The 22836-nt window shown below is 39.4% G+C and carries 21 protein-coding genes and 1 pseudogene; 12 read left to right on the top strand and 10 right to left on the bottom strand.

Annotated features, from left to right (window positions below):
- Positions 1-624: 624 nt before the first annotated feature.
- From ACFX5U_RS12450 to ACFX5U_RS12430, 5 genes are all read left to right on the top strand, one after another.
- The gene (locus ACFX5U_RS12450; protein ID WP_400260886.1) at positions 625-1290 is read left to right on the top strand and encodes a hypothetical protein; all 666 of its coding nucleotides are present in this window, start codon (positions 625-627) and stop codon (positions 1288-1290) included.
- 251 nt (positions 1291-1541) lie between these two features.
- Entirely contained in the window at positions 1542-5975 is a 4434-nt protein-coding gene (locus ACFX5U_RS12445; protein ID WP_400260885.1) for a SusC/RagA family TonB-linked outer membrane protein, read from the top strand.
- A gap of 17 nt (positions 5976-5992) precedes the next feature.
- On the top strand, positions 5993-7363 hold the full coding sequence (locus ACFX5U_RS12440) for a RagB/SusD family nutrient uptake outer membrane protein (protein WP_400260884.1): 1371 nt from the start codon (positions 5993-5995) through the stop codon (positions 7361-7363).
- A 22-nt stretch (positions 7364-7385) separates the two neighbouring features.
- Entirely contained in the window at positions 7386-7871 is a 486-nt protein-coding gene (locus ACFX5U_RS12435; RefSeq protein ID WP_400260883.1) for a hypothetical protein, read from the top strand.
- Complete coding sequence (locus tag ACFX5U_RS12430; protein ID WP_400260882.1) at positions 7853-8896, top strand: TlpA family protein disulfide reductase; 1044 nt, start codon at positions 7853-7855, stop codon at positions 8894-8896. Before ACFX5U_RS12435 ends, ACFX5U_RS12430 begins: the two co-directional genes overlap by 19 nt.
- 58 nt (positions 8897-8954) lie before the next feature.
- Here the strand turns inward: ACFX5U_RS12430 and ACFX5U_RS12425 are convergent, their stop codons facing one another.
- Together ACFX5U_RS12425 and ACFX5U_RS12420 are read right to left on the bottom strand one after the other, a co-directional pair.
- Positions 8955-9227: a hypothetical protein gene (locus ACFX5U_RS12425; RefSeq protein WP_400260881.1), complete on the bottom strand. Its 273-nt coding sequence runs from the start codon at positions 9225-9227 to the stop codon at positions 8955-8957.
- Between the two features lie 36 nt (positions 9228-9263).
- Complete coding sequence (locus tag ACFX5U_RS12420) at positions 9264-9785, bottom strand: MauE/DoxX family redox-associated membrane protein (protein ID WP_400260880.1); 522 nt, start codon at positions 9783-9785, stop codon at positions 9264-9266.
- A 295-nt stretch (positions 9786-10080) separates the two neighbouring features.
- Here ACFX5U_RS12420 and ACFX5U_RS12415 point away from each other — a divergent pair, with 295 nt between their 5' ends.
- From ACFX5U_RS12415 to ACFX5U_RS12395, 5 genes are all read left to right on the top strand, one after another.
- Complete coding sequence (locus tag ACFX5U_RS12415; protein WP_400260879.1) at positions 10081-10626, top strand: RNA polymerase sigma factor; 546 nt, start codon at positions 10081-10083, stop codon at positions 10624-10626.
- A 27-nt stretch (positions 10627-10653) separates the two neighbouring features.
- Complete coding sequence (locus ACFX5U_RS12410; RefSeq protein WP_400260878.1) at positions 10654-11928, top strand: FecR domain-containing protein; 1275 nt, start codon at positions 10654-10656, stop codon at positions 11926-11928.
- The gene (locus ACFX5U_RS12405; protein WP_400260877.1) at positions 11900-12262 is read left to right on the top strand and encodes a hypothetical protein; all 363 of its coding nucleotides are present in this window, start codon (positions 11900-11902) and stop codon (positions 12260-12262) included. Before ACFX5U_RS12410 ends, ACFX5U_RS12405 begins: the two co-directional genes overlap by 29 nt.
- Before the next feature lie 136 nt (positions 12263-12398).
- Positions 12399-12890 carry a hypothetical protein gene (locus ACFX5U_RS12400; protein ID WP_400260876.1) on the top strand — a complete coding sequence of 164 codons (492 nt, stop codon included), beginning with the start codon at positions 12399-12401 and terminating at the stop codon, positions 12888-12890.
- A 28-nt stretch (positions 12891-12918) separates the two neighbouring features.
- Positions 12919-13743, top strand: coding sequence for a hypothetical protein (locus tag ACFX5U_RS12395; protein WP_400260875.1), 825 nt, complete (start codon positions 12919-12921; stop codon positions 13741-13743).
- A 155-nt stretch (positions 13744-13898) separates the two neighbouring features.
- Here the strand turns inward: ACFX5U_RS12395 and ACFX5U_RS12390 are convergent, their stop codons facing one another.
- The 5 genes and pseudogenes from ACFX5U_RS12390 to ACFX5U_RS12370 all read right to left on the bottom strand — a co-directional run bounded on the left by ACFX5U_RS12390 (position 13899) and on the right by ACFX5U_RS12370 (position 16931).
- On the bottom strand, positions 13899-14762 hold the full coding sequence (locus tag ACFX5U_RS12390; RefSeq protein WP_400260874.1) for an OmpA family protein: 864 nt from the start codon (positions 14760-14762) through the stop codon (positions 13899-13901).
- A gap of 159 nt (positions 14763-14921) precedes the next feature.
- Entirely contained in the window at positions 14922-15527 is a 606-nt protein-coding gene (locus tag ACFX5U_RS12385; protein WP_400260873.1) for an FMN-binding negative transcriptional regulator, read from the bottom strand.
- Between the two features lie 31 nt (positions 15528-15558).
- Positions 15559-15984, bottom strand: a complete 426-nt coding sequence (locus tag ACFX5U_RS12380) for a RidA family protein (protein WP_400260872.1) — start codon at positions 15982-15984, stop codon at positions 15559-15561.
- A gap of 10 nt (positions 15985-15994) precedes the next feature.
- Entirely contained in the window at positions 15995-16519 is a 525-nt protein-coding gene (locus ACFX5U_RS12375) for a GNAT family N-acetyltransferase (protein ID WP_400260871.1), read from the bottom strand.
- 14 nt (positions 16520-16533) lie between these two features.
- A pseudogene (locus ACFX5U_RS12370) lies at positions 16534-16931 on the bottom strand (GNAT family N-acetyltransferase).
- Between the two features lie 142 nt (positions 16932-17073).
- On the opposite strand from ACFX5U_RS12370, the gene ACFX5U_RS12365 reads away from it, so the two are divergent.
- On the top strand, positions 17074-18552 hold the full coding sequence (locus tag ACFX5U_RS12365) for a PLP-dependent aminotransferase family protein (RefSeq protein WP_400260870.1): 1479 nt from the start codon (positions 17074-17076) through the stop codon (positions 18550-18552).
- Positions 18553-18866: 314 nt separating this feature from the next.
- Here ACFX5U_RS12365 and ACFX5U_RS12360 read toward each other — a convergent pair whose 3' ends face one another.
- The 3 genes from ACFX5U_RS12360 to ACFX5U_RS12350 all read right to left on the bottom strand — a co-directional run bounded on the left by ACFX5U_RS12360 (position 18867) and on the right by ACFX5U_RS12350 (position 21327).
- The gene (locus tag ACFX5U_RS12360; protein WP_400260869.1) at positions 18867-19715 is read right to left on the bottom strand and encodes a hypothetical protein; all 849 of its coding nucleotides are present in this window, start codon (positions 19713-19715) and stop codon (positions 18867-18869) included.
- Positions 19712-20329, bottom strand: coding sequence for a hypothetical protein (locus ACFX5U_RS12355; RefSeq protein WP_400260868.1), 618 nt, complete (start codon positions 20327-20329; stop codon positions 19712-19714). The genes ACFX5U_RS12360 and ACFX5U_RS12355 overlap by 4 nt, the downstream gene beginning before the upstream one ends.
- Before the next feature lie 242 nt (positions 20330-20571).
- Positions 20572-21327, bottom strand: coding sequence for an NADPH-dependent F420 reductase (locus ACFX5U_RS12350; protein WP_400260867.1), 756 nt, complete (start codon positions 21325-21327; stop codon positions 20572-20574).
- A gap of 269 nt (positions 21328-21596) precedes the next feature.
- Here ACFX5U_RS12350 and ACFX5U_RS12345 point away from each other — a divergent pair, with 269 nt between their 5' ends.
- Positions 21597-22787, top strand: a complete 1191-nt coding sequence (locus ACFX5U_RS12345) for an LLM class flavin-dependent oxidoreductase (protein ID WP_400260866.1) — start codon at positions 21597-21599, stop codon at positions 22785-22787.
- Positions 22788-22836: the final 49 nt, after the last annotated feature.

Here is a 22836-nt window from a genome sequence, read left to right as displayed (position 1 = left end):
ATAACCATTAAATAATTATGATAGAACGAATTAAAACCATCCACAGAATCCACAGTTACCTGATCCAGGATCAGCGTCCGCGGTTCGCCCATTCCAATTTAATAAAGAACAATTTTCGCCCACCGAAATAAGCGGATACTAAAAAACATAATGCCAAAGGTGAGGGGGTTGCTTGATCCAAATCAAAAGGGCGATTCATGCGTATTGTAGTAGGGCGTATACACCAGACTAGATACTCAAGATGTCGCACTCTAGATAATTTATAACTAGCTTGTTCCCATCAATATATGGCTTATGTGACTGGTTATATTCTATTGGTATACAGTATTTGTACACAATAAAACGGAATCAATTGTCACTTTTTCAATTCGTAACTCTAAAAGTACATTTTTTCGTTTATTAAAGCAACTTATTGTCGTCACCTTTTATCGTGACACACTAATATTTTATCGTCGGTTTTTGTTCTTAACCAAATTATGCAATATCGGAAGCCCTATTATAACCAATTGTCGAAGACTTAAAATTGCATTTTTCTTATTTATTTTTTTAACCTGGTTTCCTTAAAGGCCCATGCTATGCTCAAATTAGTACGCTTTTAAGGGAGCCAAATAAAAGTTTTAAGTCATGCAAAATACTTGCTATTTGGATAGTTATGCACTAACCTTAAGAGAGGAAATGTCGTCGTACAGAAGTGAAAAGGAGATTCCTATTGTCAAAAAACCAATTATGATTAATCTTTTACCAGAACGATTTTTTAAACAGGAGTCTATTGATAGTGCTCAAGAAGCGCCACCAAAGGCATTGCAGTATGTGAAGGAGGAACGGCCTGCACAGCCTTATTATTCACTGCTGATCCGTTTGCTCGAGCCTTCGGATGCGTACAGTATGGTGGTGCGCAATGACCGTACCGATGTATTGCGGATATCGCTCATCAACATGTCGATCTATGAGATCTATTTGTTTGCTTTAGGTTTACCTGCCGAGTTTCCGACCAATCAGGTATTGGTATTGGGTGAGGAGCGCAAGCATTTTATCTCGGATGATCCATTCGGAATCTTACCTACTTATGCGTATGAGTTGGCTGTTCCCGCTAAAACAGAACGCGAAGAATACCGTCAGCGGATACTGAACGATATGAACAAACACTTCCAGTTAGAAGTGAGAGTCGAGAAATTGAGCATTGTGAAGGGTAGCCGAAAGGTATTGACCATTAGTGGTGAGTCTGTGGAGTTGATCTGGGATGAGCAGTTGATGATGATCGTGAAGGCTAACAAAGTTGTTTCTTCCTAGTGTCATGATTAGACAGGCAAAAGTCCCGCCCTAATTAGGTAGGATTGCGAGTCGTCAAGGATGACTTCATGTCGATGAAAGCGTGATGATAACCAATTATGATAAATTAACGACAGACGTATAACGCTTTTCGATCCATTCATTTTATTATAGCCTGAGCGCAAGCTTATGGACACCTGACTAGCTTCGATTGTAAGCTATCCTGGATGTCTATTGCCCTCAGGTAAGCGTCAAATTTAACCTTACAAAAAATGATTAATTTTTATAAGGATGGGAGAGTACATGCCTATTTTAAGGGTATTCTCCAGTCCATTTATAACCTAAAAAACAGGTGCAGAAAGCTAGGGATAGCACGTCGATATCCTACTGCTGAATATGCGCTTGAAAATAATATTGCACATGCAACTACTGCGTGTTTTGGTAGTCAGGTTTTCACTGATGATATTTCGTCAATACTTGGGGACAGCTGTGTACCTGAGTCGGGATTGGGCCGCCATTCGTTTGGTGGTTCTTCGCCTAAACACCAAACAATAAGCAGAGAAATAGCAAGCAAATACCAAGCGAGAAGCAAAGGAGAAGCAACCAATAAGCACAGAAACGGCAACCAAACAGCAGAGGAGAAGCAGAGAAAGACCAGAGCCGAAGCAGAGGATTTCGCAGAAATAAGCAGAGGAGAAGCAATGGATTTAGTTGAAATAAGCAGAGCCGAAGCAACGGAGGTGGTTTTGTCTGATGAACTTCTGACCAACTTCGTACCAACTTCTAACATTCTACGAGTGGGCTTCGAGTCCGCTTCGAATTTTCTTCGAGTCAAACAGGATGAAAACTCAAAGCCAACTCGAATAAAATTGGATAAAAAGCCGAAGAATGGCAGAATATGGTCAGAAGAAAGGGGGTATAAGGTCGGTAGAAGGACTGGAGTTAGTGCGGATAGGTTGTTCTCAAATTCGGGTCAGCTTCGTACTATGTTCGTACCAGCTTCGAAGTATTTACGACCTGCTAAATACCCTTTAATTACCTTCCAATTACCTTTTCTTGGGCAGCCGATGTGCGGGGGATGTGTCGGAGGTGTGCAGGAGATGGGTGAGGTACGAAGGAGGTTAGAAGGAAGTACGAACCCGGTACCCAGAATGTACTGTTTAGGTACTGTTAGTTCACGGGGAAGCTACCGAAAAGGTACTGGGAGTGTACTAAGAAGCTACTGGAGAGGTACTAAAGAGCTACTGAGAAGCTACTGGAAGGGTACGGCGTTTTGTAAGTTCTGTGTTTCTTCTGGTCGGGAAGCAAGTAGTTCGAGTTTGGAGGGATCGTTATCTCAAATAAGCGCTTTTAAGCCTTTGAAATTTTTAAGTCAAGTATTTACTCGTGTTGAATGTGATAATCCTTTAAATCGTCTAAAATGCTTTTCAAACTTAGCGCAAGGAGTAGGGAAGGGTATTGAAAATAAGGGTGTTGTCCGTTTGTTTGGTTCTGCACGGTTTTCGATTATGCCGATTTTACTGCTGCTGATGACGTTCGGAGCTTTAATTAGCCAAGCCCAGAGCAAGCAGGGCTATGTATTGCAGGGCACGGTGGTATCCGCAGAGGATAAGAAGCCACTTCAAGGCGTATCTGTGCGCGTCGAAGCAGAAAATATCAAGTTCTCCACCAAAAAAGACGGTACATTCAGTATAACAGTATCACACCGAAAAGGAATGGTCAAATTCACCAATGTCGGATACAAAACTGTTGAACAGGAGTATACTTCCGGAGTAGTATTGTCTGTGCAACTAACTGCGTCAGATAATCAACTGGAAGAGGTCGATGTTGTGAGCACGGGATACCAGAAAATCCCAAAAGAACGCGCAACGGGGAGTTTTGTGACCATCGATCGTGAGCTGTTAGATAGACGTGTTTCGACTAACATCATCGACAGACTTGAAGGGGTGACAAGTGGCCTTGTATTCAATAAGAGCGTACAGCCTGGGGAGAACGAATCACTACTCAGTATTCGTGGTCGTAGCACACTTTTTGGAAATACCAAACCACTGATTGTGCTAGACAATTTTCCATATGAGGGGGATATCGATAATATTGATCCGAATAGCATTGCGCATATCACGGTTTTGAAAGACGCTGCTGCTTCCAGTATCTGGGGAGCTCGAGCGGGCAATGGTGTGATTGTGCTCACGACCAAGCAAGGATATGCTAACCGTCCACCTACAGTAGATTTTTCAACCTCGGTCAATATTGGAGCAAAACCTGATCTGTATTATTATCCGAGGATGAGTAATAAGGATTACATTGATGTGGAGCGTGAACTATTCAACAGAGGGTTCTTTAACGGTAGGATCAACAGTAATCCTCGTCGTCCATTGTCGGATGCGGTGGAGCTCTTGCTGAAGGAACGTAATGGGGAATTATCGGCTACAGAAACGCAGGCAGCGTTAGAGGGTTTGGCCAGCCAAGATGTGCGTAAGGATCTAAACCGATATTTTTATCGAACAAGTGTTAATCAACGTCACGGAGTAGATATCTCTGGTGGTGCTAAGCGTATTCGTTACTACTTTGGAGTTGGGTATGACCATAACCAGGACAACCGGATCCGTAACGGTATGGAACGTGTCACCGTTACTAATCGCAATCATTATACCCTGATCGAAAATAAACTGGAACTCAGCTCCACGATTGCGATGAGCACTAGAAAAACCGATAGGAGTAGCAATGTCGAATCGTCACTCTCAGCCTGGCCTTATCTGTATGCGAGATTGGCCGATGATGCAGGAAACGCCTTGCCCATTCCCATTACCCACAGTTTTTCCTATACAGATACTGCCGGGCAAGGTCTGTTGGATGATTGGCTATTTCGGCCATTGGACGAGTTGACCTTGAGAAGCAATACAACCAACTTGGTCGACTATCGGATTGGGTCGACTTTGAAATATAGCCCGATGAAAGGTCTTAGCACAACTTTGTTGTACCAATACTATAGTGGTAATGAGCGTAAAGAGATGCTTAATGATGGAAATAGTTACTTTGTACGCGATATGGTCAATCAGTTTACCCAGTTGGATTTGGCAGGTGGTCGAGTGCTGAAGCGTGCAGCTCCTCAGGGGGCTATTTTAGATCGCGAATTGGATCGTTATGTGTCGCAGAAGGTGCGGGCATTGATCGAATACAATCTCCGAAAGGATAGGTCTGACTTAGCAGTATTGGTAGGCGCAGAAGTGTCAGAGTTTGCGACAGAAACAGATGGTTCACGGTTATATGGTTATGACGAACGAAATGCGACGAGTCTTGCGGTAGACCTGGTCAATACCTATCCAACATTGCCCACTGGCGGTGCACAGAATATTCAGAATTTAGCAGAGCATAGGTTTGCTTCGGACAGGTATGTGTCTTACTTTGGTAATTTTTCGTATACCTACGATGGGCGTTATACCCTAAGCGGTAGTGCCAGAAAGGATGCTTCTAACTTGTTTGGTGTTCATACAAATCAGCGAAGTGTACCACTTTGGTCTACCGGTTTGCTGTGGGATATCGGTAAGGAGACATTCTATGGTATTGAAGCATTACCGATTTTGAAGTTGCGGGCTACATACGGCTATAATGGGAATGCGGACAAGAGCGTGTCAGCTTATACCACTGCTAGGGCGGGATTCGGAGCGAATCGGTATGGGGTAAATTATTTTACTATTCAGAATCCACCTAATGCCGACCTGCGGTGGGAGCAGATTGGTATGCTCAATATCGGACTGGAGTTTGGTTTTCGTAATCAACGTCTTTCAGGTAGTGTGGAGTACTTCCTAAAAGATGGTAAAGACTTGATGGGGAGCCGACCGCTGCCTTCGAGCGTGGGTATAACCCAGTTCAAGGGTAATAATGCCAATCTGAGTACACAAGGGCTAGATGTGCAGCTCAGCAGTATCAATACCACAGGAGTATTTCGTTGGAATACCAATGCTCTGTTGAGTTTGGCCAATGATCGTGTAACAAAATATTTGGGGCGACCGATTACTCCAGCAACATATGTACAAAACAATTTTCCATATCCCTATGAAGGAAAACCCTACAACTCGATATTTGTCTTGCGCTGGGCTGGTCTAGACCCTCAGACGGGTGCGCCACGTGGATATAAAGATGGTGAGATTTCCACGGATTATACCAGTTTGGTCGGTGTAACGGATGATAGCGAAATTATTTATACCGGAAGGGGCAGAGCTGGGGTATTTGGAGCGCTACGTAATACGTTTGCTTATCGTGGTGTCGAGCTTTCCTTTAATGTGACCTATAAGCTTGGTTTTAACTTTAAAGCTCCGTCGGTATCGTATCGAACGTTGCTTACAGCAACTGGTGGAAATACGTTACAGCCAGGTTATGAGCAACGTTGGCAGCAGCCCGGTGATGAGGAACGTACACATGTGCCAGCATTTTATTATCCCGTAAATAATAACCGAGAGGTTTTCTACAGTCATGCCGAGGTACATGTGCAACGCGGCGACCATATCCGCTTGCAGGATGTGCAGGCTTCCTACAGAATAAAATCAAAGGGAATTTCTTGGCTTCGAGAGATGAAAGTATTTGCTTATGCGAATAACCTTGGTCTGCTTTGGAAAGCAAGTGATACGGTTCTGGATCCAGACTATATATGGGGCACACCGCCACCATTTTCATTGGCACTGGGTCTTAATATTGGATTTAATTGATTAAAAAAAAGATAAAAATGAGAAATAGACTTAGATATGGCTACCTCATGACAGTGATGGTGTTGCATGGGGCTTGTACAAAAACCTATCTGGATAAAAAGCCAAATTCCAGTATTGTGGTACCCACCCGTTTGGAGGAATTACGTGGATTGTTGGATAATGAGACAATTGTGTTTGAGACACCGACACTTGGAACCCAATCTGCAGATGAATATTATTTTAAATATGAGGATTGGCAGGCCATGAATCCGAAAGAGCGGAATGCTTATGTATGGGCAAAGGATCTTTATGAAGGACATGCTTTTAATATAAAGGATTGGGATGTACCTTACCAACAGATATTCTATTCCAATATCGTGCTTGAAGCTTTTCATATGGGTACCGTGGATTCATTGTCTGATGAAGCTCGCTCGATAATGGGCAATGCTTACTTCTTAAGAGGGCGGGCATTGTTCAATCTTGCTGAGCATTTTGCTATGCCTTATGACGAACAGACGGCTCATAATCTACCCGGAATACCGTTTAAAACAAATCCAGATGTTGTTGTTTATGCTAAGAGAGGTTCCTTGTCCGATACATATAAGCAGATTCTTTCGGATATGCAAAGGGCAAGAAACTTACTTGTAGATAAAAGTTTTTTAGAGAATAAATTGCGCGTGAATAGGTTGACGGTATGGAGTTACTTGTCAAGATTTTCGTTGTCGATGCGAGACTACCAAAGTGCAATGCAATATGCAGACAGTGCGTTGACTGCATATGATTATTTAATTGATTATAATGGAATCAGTCCTACGCAGATCAATCCGTTTCCTGTAAATAATCGGGAGACGATTTTGCAAAGTCGTATGATTTCGGGTGTTCGTGACCTCTCGACAACTTCTGGTACGTTACACGTTGACTCAAATCTTTATAATTTCTATAGCTCAGATGATTTAAGAAAGACACTTTGGTTCCAAAATGTTAGTGGTCGGATATTGATGAATCGATCGTATGCTGGACTTATTCAGTTCTTTAGTGGGATGACTACCGCTGAGCTTTTGCTGATCCGAGCAGAGTGTAGGGTTAGGTTGAATCAATCAACAGGAGCATTGGAGGATTTGAATAAACTACTTGTAAAGCGTTATAAATCTGGAACATTCAATCCGATTACCTTGTCTGATTCTCCCGTCCTGCTGGATCGGATTCTTTTGGAACGAAGAAAAGAGCTGATATTAAGGGGGCTACGTTGGAGTGATATTCGGAGATTAAACCTTGAAGGACGAGGAATCGTCTTAACACGAAAACTGAAAGATGACCTCTACGAACTCCAGCCGGGTGATCCTAGATATGCCCTTCCAATTCCTGATGCAGAGATAGAATTGTCTGGTTTTGAACAGAATATACGTTAATCTATAACTAACTAATTCAAAAATGAAAAATTTAATTTTATATAAAAGTCGATGGTATCTCTTATTCTTAATAATACAACTACTTGGTTACCTATCACCATTGCTTGCTATCCAAGATGTGGAGGGAGATCATTTTAAAATTAGTGGACGTATCGATATCGAAGATTGTGATAGTGTCCAGCTCCAATTGCATACTTATTATTTGCCTTTATCAATCAATTCTTTCCAAAAAATTGTGGTTCCAGTCATTGACGGTCGATTCGAATATGAAAGTGATACGCCGATCAATGGTAATCATCCCTTCAATTTGGGGATATATCTGTATGTGAAAGGTCGTGCAAAGGGGCTTTTGGAAGTGAAAAATCTGTTCTTAGCACTACCGAATGATCAAATAACACTTGATGTTGGGAAATCTGTCGTAACATTTTCTGGGCAGGGTGCTGAGAAATACAATGGCGATGGGCATTGGATCGTTTCGTTGCTAAAAAGTTGTTCGAAGGAACAATGAATGAAGTGCTGGGGAGGGCAGATGGGGCCGAAAAATTGGCTATCATAGAAGCGCAACATGACTCTCTATATCAGGAGAAATTACACTATATCGAAGCGAATAAGGGTGGGCTAACGGATCAAGAATATCGGATACTGAAGTATGACGCTCTAGGTACTCGACAGCATATATTACTCAGGACTATCTCAATACTTGCTGCGACCTTAGGAGTCAAAGATAGTTTATTGAAAGCACATTATATTGCACACTTTCAACAATTGTACCGTGATTTTGAACCAGATACAGTAGATTCGGAAATAAAAGCTTATGCACAGAATTTTGCGGAATATCAATTCGATGTCATTCATCTCAGGCATGCCTTGAATCGAGGTGGGGGCGGGAGTTTTCTCTTTGGTAATGAACGAGAAGTGTATCACTACATCAGAAATCATTATAGTGGTTTGTTGCGGGATAAGTTGCTCGTCATGACCGTACAAAGATATAGAACCATGGATTCCGACTATGTATTGTTGAAGGAAGCGTGTCAGGATGTAGAAGATGATTATTTCAATCGTTTGGTATGCTTTAGTTTGTATCGTGGGGGGATTGGAGCCAAAATGCCTGGATTTGAGTTGATGGATACTGCTGGAGTGATCCAAACTTTTGTTCCTGAAAAAGGAAAAGTAACTTTAATCGATTTTTGGTATACGGGCTGCGGTGCTTGTGCTCTCATAGCGGATAAACTACATACCTATTTGGACTCCATGCAACACGTACCGGAGTTTCAGATGGTATCCATATCGATCGATAAAGATAAAAAGGTTTGGAAAAAAAGTATTCAAAGTGGTAAGTACACGCATCCTTCAGAACTAAATTTTTATACGAAAGGACTAGGGTCTCGGCATCCCATGACTATGCATTTTGATATAATTGGATATCCGAGGTTTTTATTGATTGATAGGGAAGGAAAAATCCTGTCATCATATGTTTATCCAACGCTTCAGAATATATCCGAATTAGTTAATAAAGCATTAAGAGGTATTTAATCACATATGGCGGTATTCTAGAATACCGCCATATGCTTCGAAATTGAAAAATAGCGAATTAAAGTGGTCGATACTCCCCTCGTATTTCTGTCGAATCAGTCAACATGCTATCATGAAAGTAGCAAGAGGTCAATTCTGTCTCGGTACATTCCCATGCGCCAGGAGTACCAGCGGGCGCATCTTTCAATGCCAAATCTACTGGGGTTGGTGGATTACCTATCCCGTTCGAGATATAAACTGTTGGTGCTTTTGTTGTCTGACCTGCTGCAATGGCACCACCAATTGCAACAACCATAGCTAAGGCAGCTACTACCGTTTGGAATTTACGCATAGGCGTATAATTAAGTTAATTGTTCTCTCCAATTATTTAATCAGGCTGTCGAGATTGACCTGTATTCGAAGTGTTAAATTTTTTATTGTAGATTTCTTTTATAATGTTGTCGACCAAATGACGGATGATAATCATCGGCTTGTTATCTTCAGGACGAATCAGGAATATGGCCGTCACTCCTAATGCAATAAAGCTCATGTTGAGGAACAGCTGCTGTTTCCAAGAGAGATCAAATAACCCTGCACATGAACAAGGATATCCTGGGCCAAATGCATAGTTAAGAATGAGTATGATGTAGACACCCAAGATGATCAATAAACCTACACCGATGGTTAATGCTATCTTTCGCTGTTTGCCCAAAGCTAGCCATAATGCGATGATGCCCATTGTTGTCGGCAACCCGTAGGCTACTGGAGCTGCAAGCCAATCCCAAAAGGGCATGCGCTCCATCTGCCCTAAAAATTTAGGCATCTCACTCCATTTGTTGATGGTTGTAAACAGGAATGTTAAAATATAGATCCCCGAAATGGTGTCAATGATGTAGTTTCTTGTTTTCATAGCTGTTATATTTTTCCTGTTTACCTATTTATTCTTCGCGTTACGGCAATCCAATTTCCTGTCGCTATTTATATGCAACTATTTATTAATCAGATATTTAGTTTTGTTATTTGGTTTTTGTATTGTATCTTTGTTTTAACCATTTATAAACTCATTGTCTTCTATATATAACTATCCTAACTGACGGAAATGTACCGCCTGTATTTTCATTTATTTTTTAAATGATTGAATATCAACGATATAATTTTACTTAAAACGGTTGAGATAAGTTAAAATTGGAAGTAAAACCTAAGATATGGGAAAGAAAACCTTTAGTACATTGATTGATGATCCGGACCAGGGGATACGGCTCATCGTCGAACATTATCGAGTTCAATTATTGAGGCAGATCCGCCGTTTCATCCATAATGATGATGAATTGGTCAAGGAAGTGTTTCAGCTTACACTAATCGAGATATGGAAAGATCATCGAAACATTGGTGAAATGGCTGACCCCTTTGTGTGGATAATGGCGATAGCTCGAAATATTGCTTTAAGTACCCTTCGAGCTGAACGGAAGCATCTTAAAGAACCGATCGAAAACCATGTGGATGTATGCAGTAATGAACAGGCGGATACGGAGCTGGTCTACCAAGAGACGCTTAATGAGCTGATGCTACAGGCAACTGAACTTACTCCAAAGGAAAAAGAGATTTTTATAGGTTCTAAAGTCGATGGAATGGATAATAAGGAGCTGGAAAAAGTCCATAAGCTCACGCCGCAACGGGTCAGGAACTTGCTGAGTTTCTGCAAAGAGGAAGATCAGGAAGCTATTCAAGCGTTGATCGGAACATTCAATTGAGTTATTTATATACTAGAACGGATTAAAATGGGACACAACAATATAAATATAGAAGACTTAATAAGAAAGCAATTATTGGAAGAGATCTCTGCGGAGGAAGTGCAGTTGTTGGAGCGGGAGAAAATCAAGTATTCGGAAGATGTGTATGAGCAGATGGTTGTCGAGGTGCTACGGGAGCTGGACGGACAATTGCCCAAAGGTATACTGCGAGATTGGCAGCCCGATGTTGAGGCTATCATCAAAAAAGCGAAAGCTTTAAAACCGGAAGAGGAATTAACAGTAAAAATGCCAAAGGATGAAAAGATATTCTTGGTTGTTGCTGCTGCTGTGGCTGTAATCTTCTTCTTTGGCGCCGTCGCTATTAATTATTTCAAAGTACGAGATGATGTTAATTATATACTGCCAGTGGGAAGCAACAGTTTGCACTTTGCGAATGACGGAGATATCCCGTCTGAAGAGTCTTCCTGTATGCTATTGGTTGGTGAATCGACCTGGATAGAAGTATACCCTGATGATGTGGGAATCATAAAGCAAGTGGGGGACCTGTTGATCAGCAGAACTAAGGAAGGTCTGTTGAAGATCGAAAGAAGGGAGGGGTATGGACATGAGGCGCCGACTATAGAACATATAGAGATCTACACCAAGGCACGGCAACAATGTGTGCTAGAGATCGAAGATGGCACGCGCATCAGGTTGAATGCGCAGACTCATTTACGCTATCCGCTCCATAAAAGGGATACATCGTACGTAGATCTGATTGGTGAGGCTTATGTAGCGACCAGTAAAAACACACTGGTTGTAGGTACTGTGAAAGGTAAAGTGACTGCAACAGCGAGTGACTTTGTCATTAGAGCAAATAAGGATCATACCAAGTTGGTGCTCAATAATGGGGCGTTGGATCTGTATTCCTATAGTTTGAGGAAAAGCGAGTCCTTGTATTGCCACGGTGATCTTGGGGTACTGAAGGCAGAGCGATCGCATAAGTCAGGTTTGCAAATAGATACACTTTTTCGAGAAGTTGATATGGATTTTGAAATGGCTAAGATGTGGACTCGTAAGGTACGCTCTTATAAAAATATATCAATGCAGGCATTTGTTGAAGAAATGAGCCGTTGGGAAGGGTTTACAATAAAACGATGGGACTGTTTGTCACAGGAGAAATTAGTCACGGTATCCGTACATTATCAGAGCAATCGAGAAGTGGTATACAGCGCTATACGACATGCTGGGTTGATATTGTATGAAGACAGGGGAAGGATCAGCTTCTGTCCGGATGATGATAAAAAAACAAAATATCGATGATTGGAAGGAGGAAATGATGATGAGTAGTTATAAACGGTTTGTGGACAGTGTATTTTATAGTATCGATATCAATGAATTCATCGAGAGACGTAAATGTCGCGCGACAGGCAAGATGCGATTCAATGGTAGGGCGGAAGCTATTTTTTTTATTCACTGGATTAAATGGAGGCTTCGAAAATATTTGGAAAATCCTGATCGAAGAAAACATGGTAGTATGAATATCGGAGCGAAAGCAGCTCCTCGATATGCATACTACTGTGAGCTTTGTGATGGATACCACATCACCAAAAAGCCTCCGTATGACTATCAACAAAAGAACAATAGGAAATATTAATTCACTTATTAATCTGCCAACCCAACTTGGTTTGTTTAATTTGAAGACTTTTTATCTAATTAAACAAATCATATTTATGAGAGATCAGGAAATTTAATACCAAATTATCGTAATTTGCAATACATAAACCTTACATATGACGAGTTTTTTTAAGAAGTTATTTGCACGTAAAATTTCGCCTGTTGACTGGGAGATCGTAAAATATTCAGAAAAGGTATATCCAGAAAATTCGATTACGCTTTTATTGTTAACCATGCCAAATGGTTCAAAAGGTACAGGATGGGTAGATATGGCTTACCGAAAATATGAATTTAAAGAATTTTGCCCTTATCATGTCAGAATAAGTGTCGATTTTACTGATCAGGTTGCCGACGACAATGCTGATCTAGATATGGGAGAAATTGAAGATTTCTTTTCAGATGAATTGAAGAAAATATGCATCTGTCACATTATTTCTAGAGTAGTGTCAGAGATTGGGATGGATATAGATTATTATGTTGAAGTAGACGAACCCATTGAACAATATTTGAGAAAGCTTTCTCTGGCAAAAAACATATTTGTATCTTTCACTTATAAAATTGATTTCGACCCTAAGTGGAAGAAAGTTAGTCATTTATTTAATGCTTAGAAAGGAGTATTGACATTGAAATACGGCTATGAGTATAGTGAAAATACCGAAAAAATTTCGAGATATTTTGAACACTTTACGAAGTGGACAAATTGTAATTGGTCTAGAGCAATTAGAGAAGATAAAAGGCTTTGAACCACAGAAAGCTATCGTTAATGCAGAAATAGATTATTTCAATAGTAATTACGAAAGTGCGATGACAAACGATGAAAATGGTTTGCCATTTAATGACCAATGGTATGCTGGAAACGTTTTAAGTGAACACTTTTCTGCATACACAAATACGGCTTTAAGAACTGGCAATATTTCAAGAGCTGAAGGTTTTTACAATAATTTCTTGACTGAAAAAGAAAAATTAAATTTACCTGAACATCAAATCCGTACTTATAGGCATCAGATCAATCATCATTTAGCTAAACTAAAGGGTGAAAATGGTTTGAGTATTTGGAGTAAGCCACTCAAAATTGTAAAAGACGGGAAATCAACTGATGAATTTATTGCACAATTGAAGGAGTGCCGACCGCAATTGACATTTGATAGTGAAAAAGGAGCCGAATATCTACTTCACTTTATGCTAGAGTCAGGAAATACGGACGAAAGTCTAACTTATTATGAAAAGTTTGCTGATAAAATTTTCATTGGTGATATCCATATAAATGCCGCAAGACTTTTTCTTTTGACAGGACAAATCGATAAAGCAAATCAAGCCTTGGTAACATTTGCAAAAAATTGGTATCCTGTCGAGCACATTCAAATAACTCCAATGGTCTTGTTCGACTATGAAGATTTGTTACCGCTTTTGACAAAAGAATTTAAACAAGAAATTTTAAATATTCCAAAAGGAAATCAATAAGGCTGAACGTTTTTTGAATCAAATATAAAGGTAGTGAGTCAATAACAAAAAAATCAGCTCCTCCGTTTGGAAGAGCTGATTTTTTATTATTGATAGCATTTGTCAGCTATAGCTTTGTAGTTAAATGATAGGGCAATGTCACCTGGTCCAATTGACTAGTCCATACTTGTATCTGGCGCTTTGCCGATCAGTTCCATAAATTGATCTAACTTAGGGGTAATGATGATTTGAGTCCTTCTATTTCTAGCTTTTCCATCCTCACTGTCATTTGGTGCGATCGTATTATATTCGCCACGGCCAGCTGCGGTCAAACGTTTTGGATCTACACCGTAGTTGTTTTGCAATGCCATCACCACGGAAGAAGCTCTTAAGGTACTTAAGTCCCAGTTGTTGCGGATATTAGGCATGTTGATAGGGACATTATCCGTATTACCTTCTATGAGTACATCGTAACTGTTGTAATCTGTGATAATCTTAGCGATCTTAGATAATGTTTCTCCTGCTGTTTCTGATATCTCATAGCTTCCAGATTTATACAGCATATTATCAGCAAGTGATATATATACGACTCCTTTTAATACTTGAATATCTACATCTCTGATTTCTTCTCTGCTTAGGGAACGTGTCAGGTTGTTTGTTAACACTAAATTGAGTGAATCACTTTTGTTTTTACTGTTTACAAGCTGTTGAATGTATTTGTTAGACGAATTGATTTCATCCACTAGCTTTGAAATATTCACATTTCCTTGATTGCTAGAATTCAGACAGTTGTTTAAGGCTGTCTGTAAAGCGGCAACATTTGATTTTTCAGAAGCAATCTGCTCATCCAGACTCTTAATTCTGATTTTTGAGCCACTTAAATCATTTTCAGTAGCCTGCAAGCGGCTATTGAGGTCTTGATTACTTTGTTGTAGCTGTGTGTAATTTGCTTGTAGTGCGGCAAATTTTTTATTACTCGTACAACTGGATCCTAACGCTGCTAGCGCTAGGAGGCTACAAATTATTAGCGGATATTTCATCGTTATAAAATTAATAAGTTATTTCATCGATCACTTGACCGAGTGCACAACACAAAACTGTTTGCCGTCCGGGCGCACAATCTGATGTTGATACATAGTATAACATAAACGAATAAAAACGGTTCTTATTTTAACATATAATGGCTTGCTGTATAACCGCTATAATTTTTTGATGTAATCGGCAATGTCTTTTTCTACTGTGTTTTCGCTTTTTGATAGATGTTCTGTTATGCGATGCCGTTCAGTTTCGGTTTTATTCTGGCTCAATTTCTTTTGCCCTTGTAAATCGGTTACCTCTAATTCAAATGCAACAATTCCCCGTATCATTCCTTTTTTAAACTTATCGGGCAGACTTTCCCATTGTTGCAAATAGTCTTTTTCATAGAACTGTATCATCTGTTCCAATGCTTTCAGCTTTGCGGTTTCGTCTTCAACAATCTTTGCTTTACCGTAGGCGTGTACAGCAATGTAATCCCAAGTGGGTACGCTTTCCAGCTTATCGTAATGAACAGGTGATATATAAGCGTGTGGTTCTGTGAATATGACCAATGATGTGGTTGCCCCAATGTACTTGCTTTGCTCATTGGCTACGGCAAAATGAGAACCTAGTATCAGCTTATCCTGACTGTCCTCAATAATAAAAGGCAGTTGTGTGGCAATAGGAATACTGTCTTTTACCGTAACGATTGTGGCGAAACTATACTGTTTCATAAAAGCCACTATTTCGGCCTTGTCTGTAAACTGAAAATGATTGGGTGTGTACATATAAGCTACCTTATTTGATAAATTTTTATCGTTATTGCTTCGCTTTAAAATGGGCTACGCCCGATATTTCTACGGAAGCACCAGCTGGAAGGTCTGCAACCGCTATACAAGTTCTTGTTGGAAATCTGTTTTTGAAATAACTACCATATACGCTATTCAGTCTGTCATATTGTTTCATATCCTTTAGGTAAATGATGGTGCTTACCAAATCATCCATAGTCAGATTATGCTTTTTTAGCTCATTTTTTAGGTTTTCCATTACCTGCTGAACTTCTGCTTCAAAACTGGCATTGGAAAGTTTTGATGTAGCCGGATTGATACCTACCTGACCGGAAACAAACAGTAATTCGCCTGCCTTTAATGATGAACTAAATGGAAGTTTAGTTTCTATTTTTTCCTGTGCATTTACTGAAAAATAAAATACAGACATCAGAAGTACAAAAATTACTTTTTTCATAGTTGATTATTTAGTTACTTAAATCTTTTCTCATCATTATATCGGTCTGCTCGTCATCTCCCAATACGAAAATGTGTTTGTCAAACTCCACAAATCCGTTTTTCTGATAAAAGCGGATAGCTCTTGGGTTTTCTTCCCAAACACCCAACCATACATTTTTGACCTTTTTTTCGTTGGCTACCTGCATTGCTTTGTCATACAATATCTGTCCTACTTTTTTACCGTGATACTCCTGCAATACATAGATACGTTCTATTTCAATGCTACTGTTATCCTGCAATTCGGTTTGGGAAGCTCCAAAGTTCAGTTTCAGATAACCGATGACTTTTTCTTCCAAGACAGCAAAATAAAATTCTGAACTTTTATTGTTAAGTTCTTCTGTTAGCTTTTCTTTGGAAAATCCGTCTGCTAAATATTTGTTCATATTTTCTTCGGTATTGCTTTCCGAAAATGTTTCTGAAAATGTTTCCCTGCCTATTTGTTGTAACTGCTCAATATCGTTTAATGTTACTCTCTGTATTATTATATTTTCCATTATTATATTAATTTTTATACACTCCATTCATAATTAATCCACTCGTTATTCTCCTTCGCTCCCAAATGCTCATAAAATCTTTTTCCTGCTTCATTCCAAGAAGCAACTGTCCATTTAATCTGTCCGCAGTTATTTACTTTAGCTTCTTTTTTTAAAGCATCCATCAATTGTTCTCCAATTTTTGTCCTCTGTATTTTTCATCTACATAGAGTTCTTTCATATAAATCGCAGGTCTGTTTTGCGCGGTGTACTGGAGAAAATAATATACTAACATTCCTGCTATTTCATCGTTGTCCTCTGCAATAATGCAATGAAAATCTGGCGGATTTTTGCGAAAACCACTTTCCCTTACAATTTCCGGAGTAATGGCAAAAGCGTCAATATATTTTTCGAAAACTACTAAATCTCTCATCAACACCCAAACTTTATCGCTATCTGCCTCAACAGCTTTACGGATAACTATTCTTTTATTTTCCATATTACGATTGCTTTTCGTTTAATTGCATCAAAAATAACCTTATATTGGATTATATTTGTAGTCCAATTTAAACAAAATGGGTAGTCCAATTTTAACACAGTATTTTAACGATTTGCATATTGACCATTCTTCCGAGAGGTCTGTTTACCTGCAATTAGCGCATGGCATTTTATCCCTGATCAAAAGCAATAAGCTCCGTTCGGGACAAAAGCTACCAAGTTCAAGAGATATTTCGGCTATACTGCATATTAACAGGATAACGGTTTCAAAGGCTTTTGAAGAATTGCAAACGCAGGGTTGGTTAGAAAGCTTTGTGGGGCGTGGTACGTTCGTTTCATCACATATCCCCAAAGCAGAACCCGAAGCTTTGCGAAATAAAGTAATAAAAGCAACTCAAAAGAAGGCGGGTTTTATTATTCAATCCAAACCTCATTTTGATGTACCAATTAAGGTTGCCAATACTGAACTTCATTTAGACGATGGATTTCCCGACCCCAAATTAGCACCGATAAAAGAATTGTATCGAGCTTACCGCAACCAACTGTCAAGAGGTGGTCTTTATAACAGGTTCGGGAGCTACAGTTATCCCAACGGCTCCGAACTTTACAGAGAAGCAATATCCAAACATCTGAACGAAACAAGGGGTTTAAAGACTACTGCACAAAATATCCTGTCAGTAAGAGGTACTTTAATGGGAATAAACCTTGTATGCAACGGTTTGATTGATGCAGGCGATGTCATTGTTTCGGGAGTACCAGGTTGGAATAGAGCGGAGATGAACTTTGTTCACGCCAAAGCCAAGCATATTACAATACCTGTGGATGAACACGGTTTAGTTGTTGATGAGTTGAAAAAGATATGTCAACAAAGAAAGGTAAGGATGGTATATGTAACCCCTCACCATCATTACCCGACAACGGTATCGCTTCGTATTGACCGCAGATTGGAATTGTTAAAACTTGCCAATGAATATGGCTTTATCATTTTTGAGGATGATTACGATTTTGATTTTCATTATAAGCACCGTCCGCTGTTACCAGTTGCCAGTGCTGACGATAATGGAATGGTTATTTACTGTGGTTCGTTCAGCAAAAGTTTTTCGCCTGCCTTTCGCTTAGGTTATCTGGTGGCTTCGGAAAATGTGGTTGAACACCTTTCCAAAGTCCGTATTTTGTTGGATAGACAGGGCGACCATATTTTAGATAATGCTATGGCTGATATGTTAAATGACGGAACTATACAACGTTACCTAAGGAAAACGTTGACCGTGTATGAGGAAAGACGAAACCATTTTTGCAACTTGCTACAAAATGAAATAGGCAATGTTGTAGATTTTTCAATACCTGATGGCGGTATGACTGTGTGGACCGAATTTGATAAATCTATTAACCTTGAAAAGTTGTCACAACAAGCCTATAAAAAAGGATTGTATATCTCTGATGGTAAAATACATCAATATCCGACCTATAATACAAATAGTATGAGGTTAGGTTTTGCATCTTCTTCTACGGATAATTTGACAAAAAGTGTGGATGTATTAAAAAGACTTATATAGTCCATTTGTCCACAGATCGACAGTGAGTAAGAGGTCTGTACTTACCTGAAAGTCGCTGTGATCGCTAAGGAATTCGGATTTTCAGAAACTTATCTGGGTAGTTACTTTACAGATCTTTAGGGTTTTTAGCAAACAATGCTCTATTATAGTTAACGACATCGGGATGGGATGGAAATATTTTGACTGTTATAAACAGTCAAAAGGATACACTAATTTTTTGAGAGAACAGAAGATTTAGTACCAAATTATTGTATTTTGCAAGACAGAAATCTTACATATGATGAGTTTTTTTAAGAATTTATGGTCAAATATTTCTAGGGTGTATATACCATATCGCCATCCTTTAAATCAGATCCAGTAAACCAGATTGGTCTTAGGAAGTCTTCTTTGGTAATAGGGGTAGTCATATAATGACGAATGATTTCGAAAGGGTCTCCATCCAGAAGGTTTACTTGTTTCGTGTCCGAAATTTGGAAATGAATCGTTGAATTTGCCAAGATCGCCTCGTCCTGCTCGGTTAATTCTCTTTTTAAGTATTTTTTATCTATCAGTGTTTTTATAGTTTCATAGTCTGCATCAGATTCAATGAAAATTGATGCAGCCCTGCCAAAGGAGATTCCATCAACATACATGAAGTCCTTAGGATCGAGACCTTTCATAGCAGCATGTGCTTTTGCTTTGGCAAAATCAGGCATACATGATAAACTATAGATAAGATTGGTAAATCTTGCAGCATAAAGGGATTTGGAATTTTTAGCTTTTGGGTTGACTGCGAGCATTATTTCTGCATTGATCTTTTGACCAAAAATTGCTCCTAAGTTTTCATAAGATGCTACTTTTCGGGTATTGGGTAAAGATTCGCTGACTATTACTGATAAGTCATCCCCCTCAATATCTTTAAGTATATATTTTATCATCGCAGATCTGCTCGGAACTATAAGCGTGACATCTGCTGTTTCTAAAATGTCTACAGCAGGGAGGTTTGGAGCTTCAATAAATTCATAATTATCCGCATTGAGCGAACTGATCTTCATAATTGCACCCAAGTATAAATTCTCAATATTTTTATTGGTGAAAATCCTGTCTTTGTCATCGTTGATTTCTTGTGCAATGACGTTTAAACAGGATAGGTGCAATAATATGATTAGTACTTTTAGCTTCATGATTTTTTATTTTCGGGTACATAAATAATCTTGATTTTTAACCAGATTGTTTTCATATCGGCTCTACTTTTATCACTCAATATTTCATTTATTGAGGTTGGGTTATAAAGCTGCCCAGTGCGTAGTGCATTGGAATTCTCGCTTTTTAATTGACTGTTATAGAGTGCAATATTTAATGAGATCTCATTTTTGTCGTTCTTGGTAGCAAAGTGTTTCCAATCCTTGTCTTGATCCTGATAAATAAGCAAATCTTCTTTTTCCCATTTTATTTTATACGCCTCCTTGTGGCCACCAACTTTGGAAATGAACAATGAATCCTGTTTGAGCGTAATTGTCTGTGGTCTGAAATATTTTGAACGGTTCTTGAATTTTTTTTCTTGATCAGTTTGCGCAAATGAAGATTGCAACTCATTATTCTGATAAAGGCTAAATTCCAATTGGCTCTCCGAGCTGTAAACATATGTCAGATCCTTTATCGGGTCTGGACCTTTCTCAGGTTCTGGCTCAGGTATTACTTTTGTTTCTTCGGGAGTTGTTTTTGTACAGGATTGGAATACGATGGCTCCTAGAAAAAGTATAAGGATATATCGAATATTGATAACGGGTATCTTCATTTCATTAAACTTATAAAGTTAAAAGCGCTATTTTTGCTTATCTCATATTTGGTTTTCTTTATAAATATAGTGATTATGAAATAAATTAAAGTCTATTTGCAATAAATATTTAACTTGAAAAATCTATTTTCCCAATTTAATGTGCGAAGATGTCAACCGATTGGCTAGGAAGAATCGTTTTAGATTCTTTAAGTAAATAACCTCCGGCACCGCTTTAAGTGCTATGCCATATCCGCTTTCTTTTACAGATCTTTAGGGTTTTTAGTAAACAATGCTCTATTATAGTTAACGACATCGGGATGGGATGGAAATGGTGACCTCGCTGAAAGTTCGGCAATAGCTTTATCTCTCAGAATTGGTGCATCTTCTTTCACGCCATCTGCTAATGCTTGTTTTAATTCTGCGGCATTCAATTCTGTACAGTAAGTTGGTGTTCCGGGCTGCTGTCTCCAAGATGCTGAAAGGGTACCGGAATCAACGGCATCATAACCCGCTTCATGAACTAATGTGGCTATTACTTTTTTTGCTTCCGCATCATCTCCGGCTATAGCCATTGCAATTCTGTCTTCAGCTCCAGCATCTTTTCCGCCATTAGCAAGTGTTTCAGCCAATAAATTGTTGAATGCTTTGATAACGGGTCTCCCCAATTGTTCAGATACCCAGATGCTTTCTACCTTTCCATTTTTGATCTCTTCAATATCAGCATCACGGAAGGGGTAGTAATTGGAGGTATCGACCACAATGACATGTTCAGGAAGGTCTGCGAACAGCTCTTTAGGTAAGGTTGGGATTGCTATGGTCGGTATCGCTAAAATGATAACAGCTACATCCTGCAGCACTGCTGTTTGACTAGCAGCTGTTACACCTAATTCCTGAGCACGGGCATTCAATTTATCCATGTCGCTTGCATTATTAACTTTCACATGGTGACCGGCCGCAGCCATTTTTTTTGCGATCGTACCGCCTATAGCACCAGTTCCTATTATTCCTATGTTCATATGCTCATTATTTTAATTTGTGTAGTATACTACCTAAGCTCCCAGCTACTTGATACTAAAAGCAGTTCGCGATGCTGTGTTGTACTGTGCAAAGTTATGCCTATAGGGCTATCAATTGTATAGGACTTTCCTAAAGGAAAGTTGATCTTAAGTTTAGAACTGTTAAAAGCGGTATTTACAGCTATCCTATATTTCACTTTCCTTTAGGTAACTACTATCTTTTGGTTAGTAAATTTACCTTAATTTTGTAAGATGTAAAAATGGGTTGATTGAAATTGAGGAATTCTCGAGTTGAGATAGCGCATTTAAAGAAATCACCAAGTAATATGGGTAATAAAAAGAAATTGAAACTTGCCGCAATAATCGATGGTCCAGGGTGGAATCATACCTCTTGGCAACATCCGGATATGCCGGCAGACGCGAGCGAAAATATTGATTTTTACGTTCAACAGGCCAAGCTTGCGGAAGATGCCAAATTTGAAAGTTTGTTTTTGATCGATGTAAGCCACGTGGGGCCCGGGAATATTCCGCACTATCTGAGTATGTTCGAAGGTGTTTCTATCATGTCTGCCTTAGCGATGAAAACCGAACGAATCGGACTTTCTATAACTGCTTCAAGTTCTTATACTGATCCTTATAATATTGCGCGTCAGGTCTTGTCCTTGGATAAAATAAGCAAGGGAAGAGTGTCACTGAATGCCATTACTTCCAATCCGGGAGGGATGGTCAACTTCAGTAGGGGTCACTTGTCGAAAGGAGATCAGTATCCGATGCACATCGAGTTTTTAGAAATTATTCGGAACTTGTGGGATACCTATGAGGATGACGCATTCGTAAGAGATAAAGAAAATGGCATCTTTTTGAATCCACGAAAAATGCATTTAACAAACTACAGGGGGGAATATTTTTCCGTCGAAGGTCCGTTGAATATAAGCCGTTCTGTTCAGGGTAGACCTGTTCTATACACCGCAGGTAGTTCCCCAACATTTGTTGATATTGCTACGACTTACACGGATGGTGCTTTTATTGGTGGTTTTTCGATGGAAGAGACAAGACATACAGCCATGGCATTGCGAAGAAAGTTAGATGAGAAGAATAGGAATCCTGACAACTTTATCATCGCCACTTCGCAAAATCCGATTGTGGGAAAAACAGATGCTGAAGCGCATAAAAAATATATGGAGCTGGCTGTACTTAATCCGTATCAGCGAATTGCACCACCGCTGTTTCTAGGGTCTGCAGAAAGTGTTGCTGATGAAATTCAAGAATGGTACGAAGGAGGAATAATGGATATGCTGATCATCAAACAGGATCATCCGTACGGTCTCAGAGATTTTATCGAATTGGTAGTTCCCATTTTACAAGAACGCGGAATTTTCCATACGGAGTATGAGGAAAAAACGCTTCGCGGAAATCTTGAGCTTCCAAAACCAGCATTTAGAAATTTTCAATATTCATAACGCTATCAGCTCATGAACATTAAAGTACTTTAAACAGATCTAATACCTT

Origin of the sequence: Sphingobacterium sp. SG20118 (genome assembly GCF_044740685.1) — a bacterium.
GTDB lineage: Bacteria > Bacteroidota > Bacteroidia > Sphingobacteriales > Sphingobacteriaceae > Sphingobacterium.
This window is presented reverse-complemented; position numbering and strand designations above follow the sequence as displayed.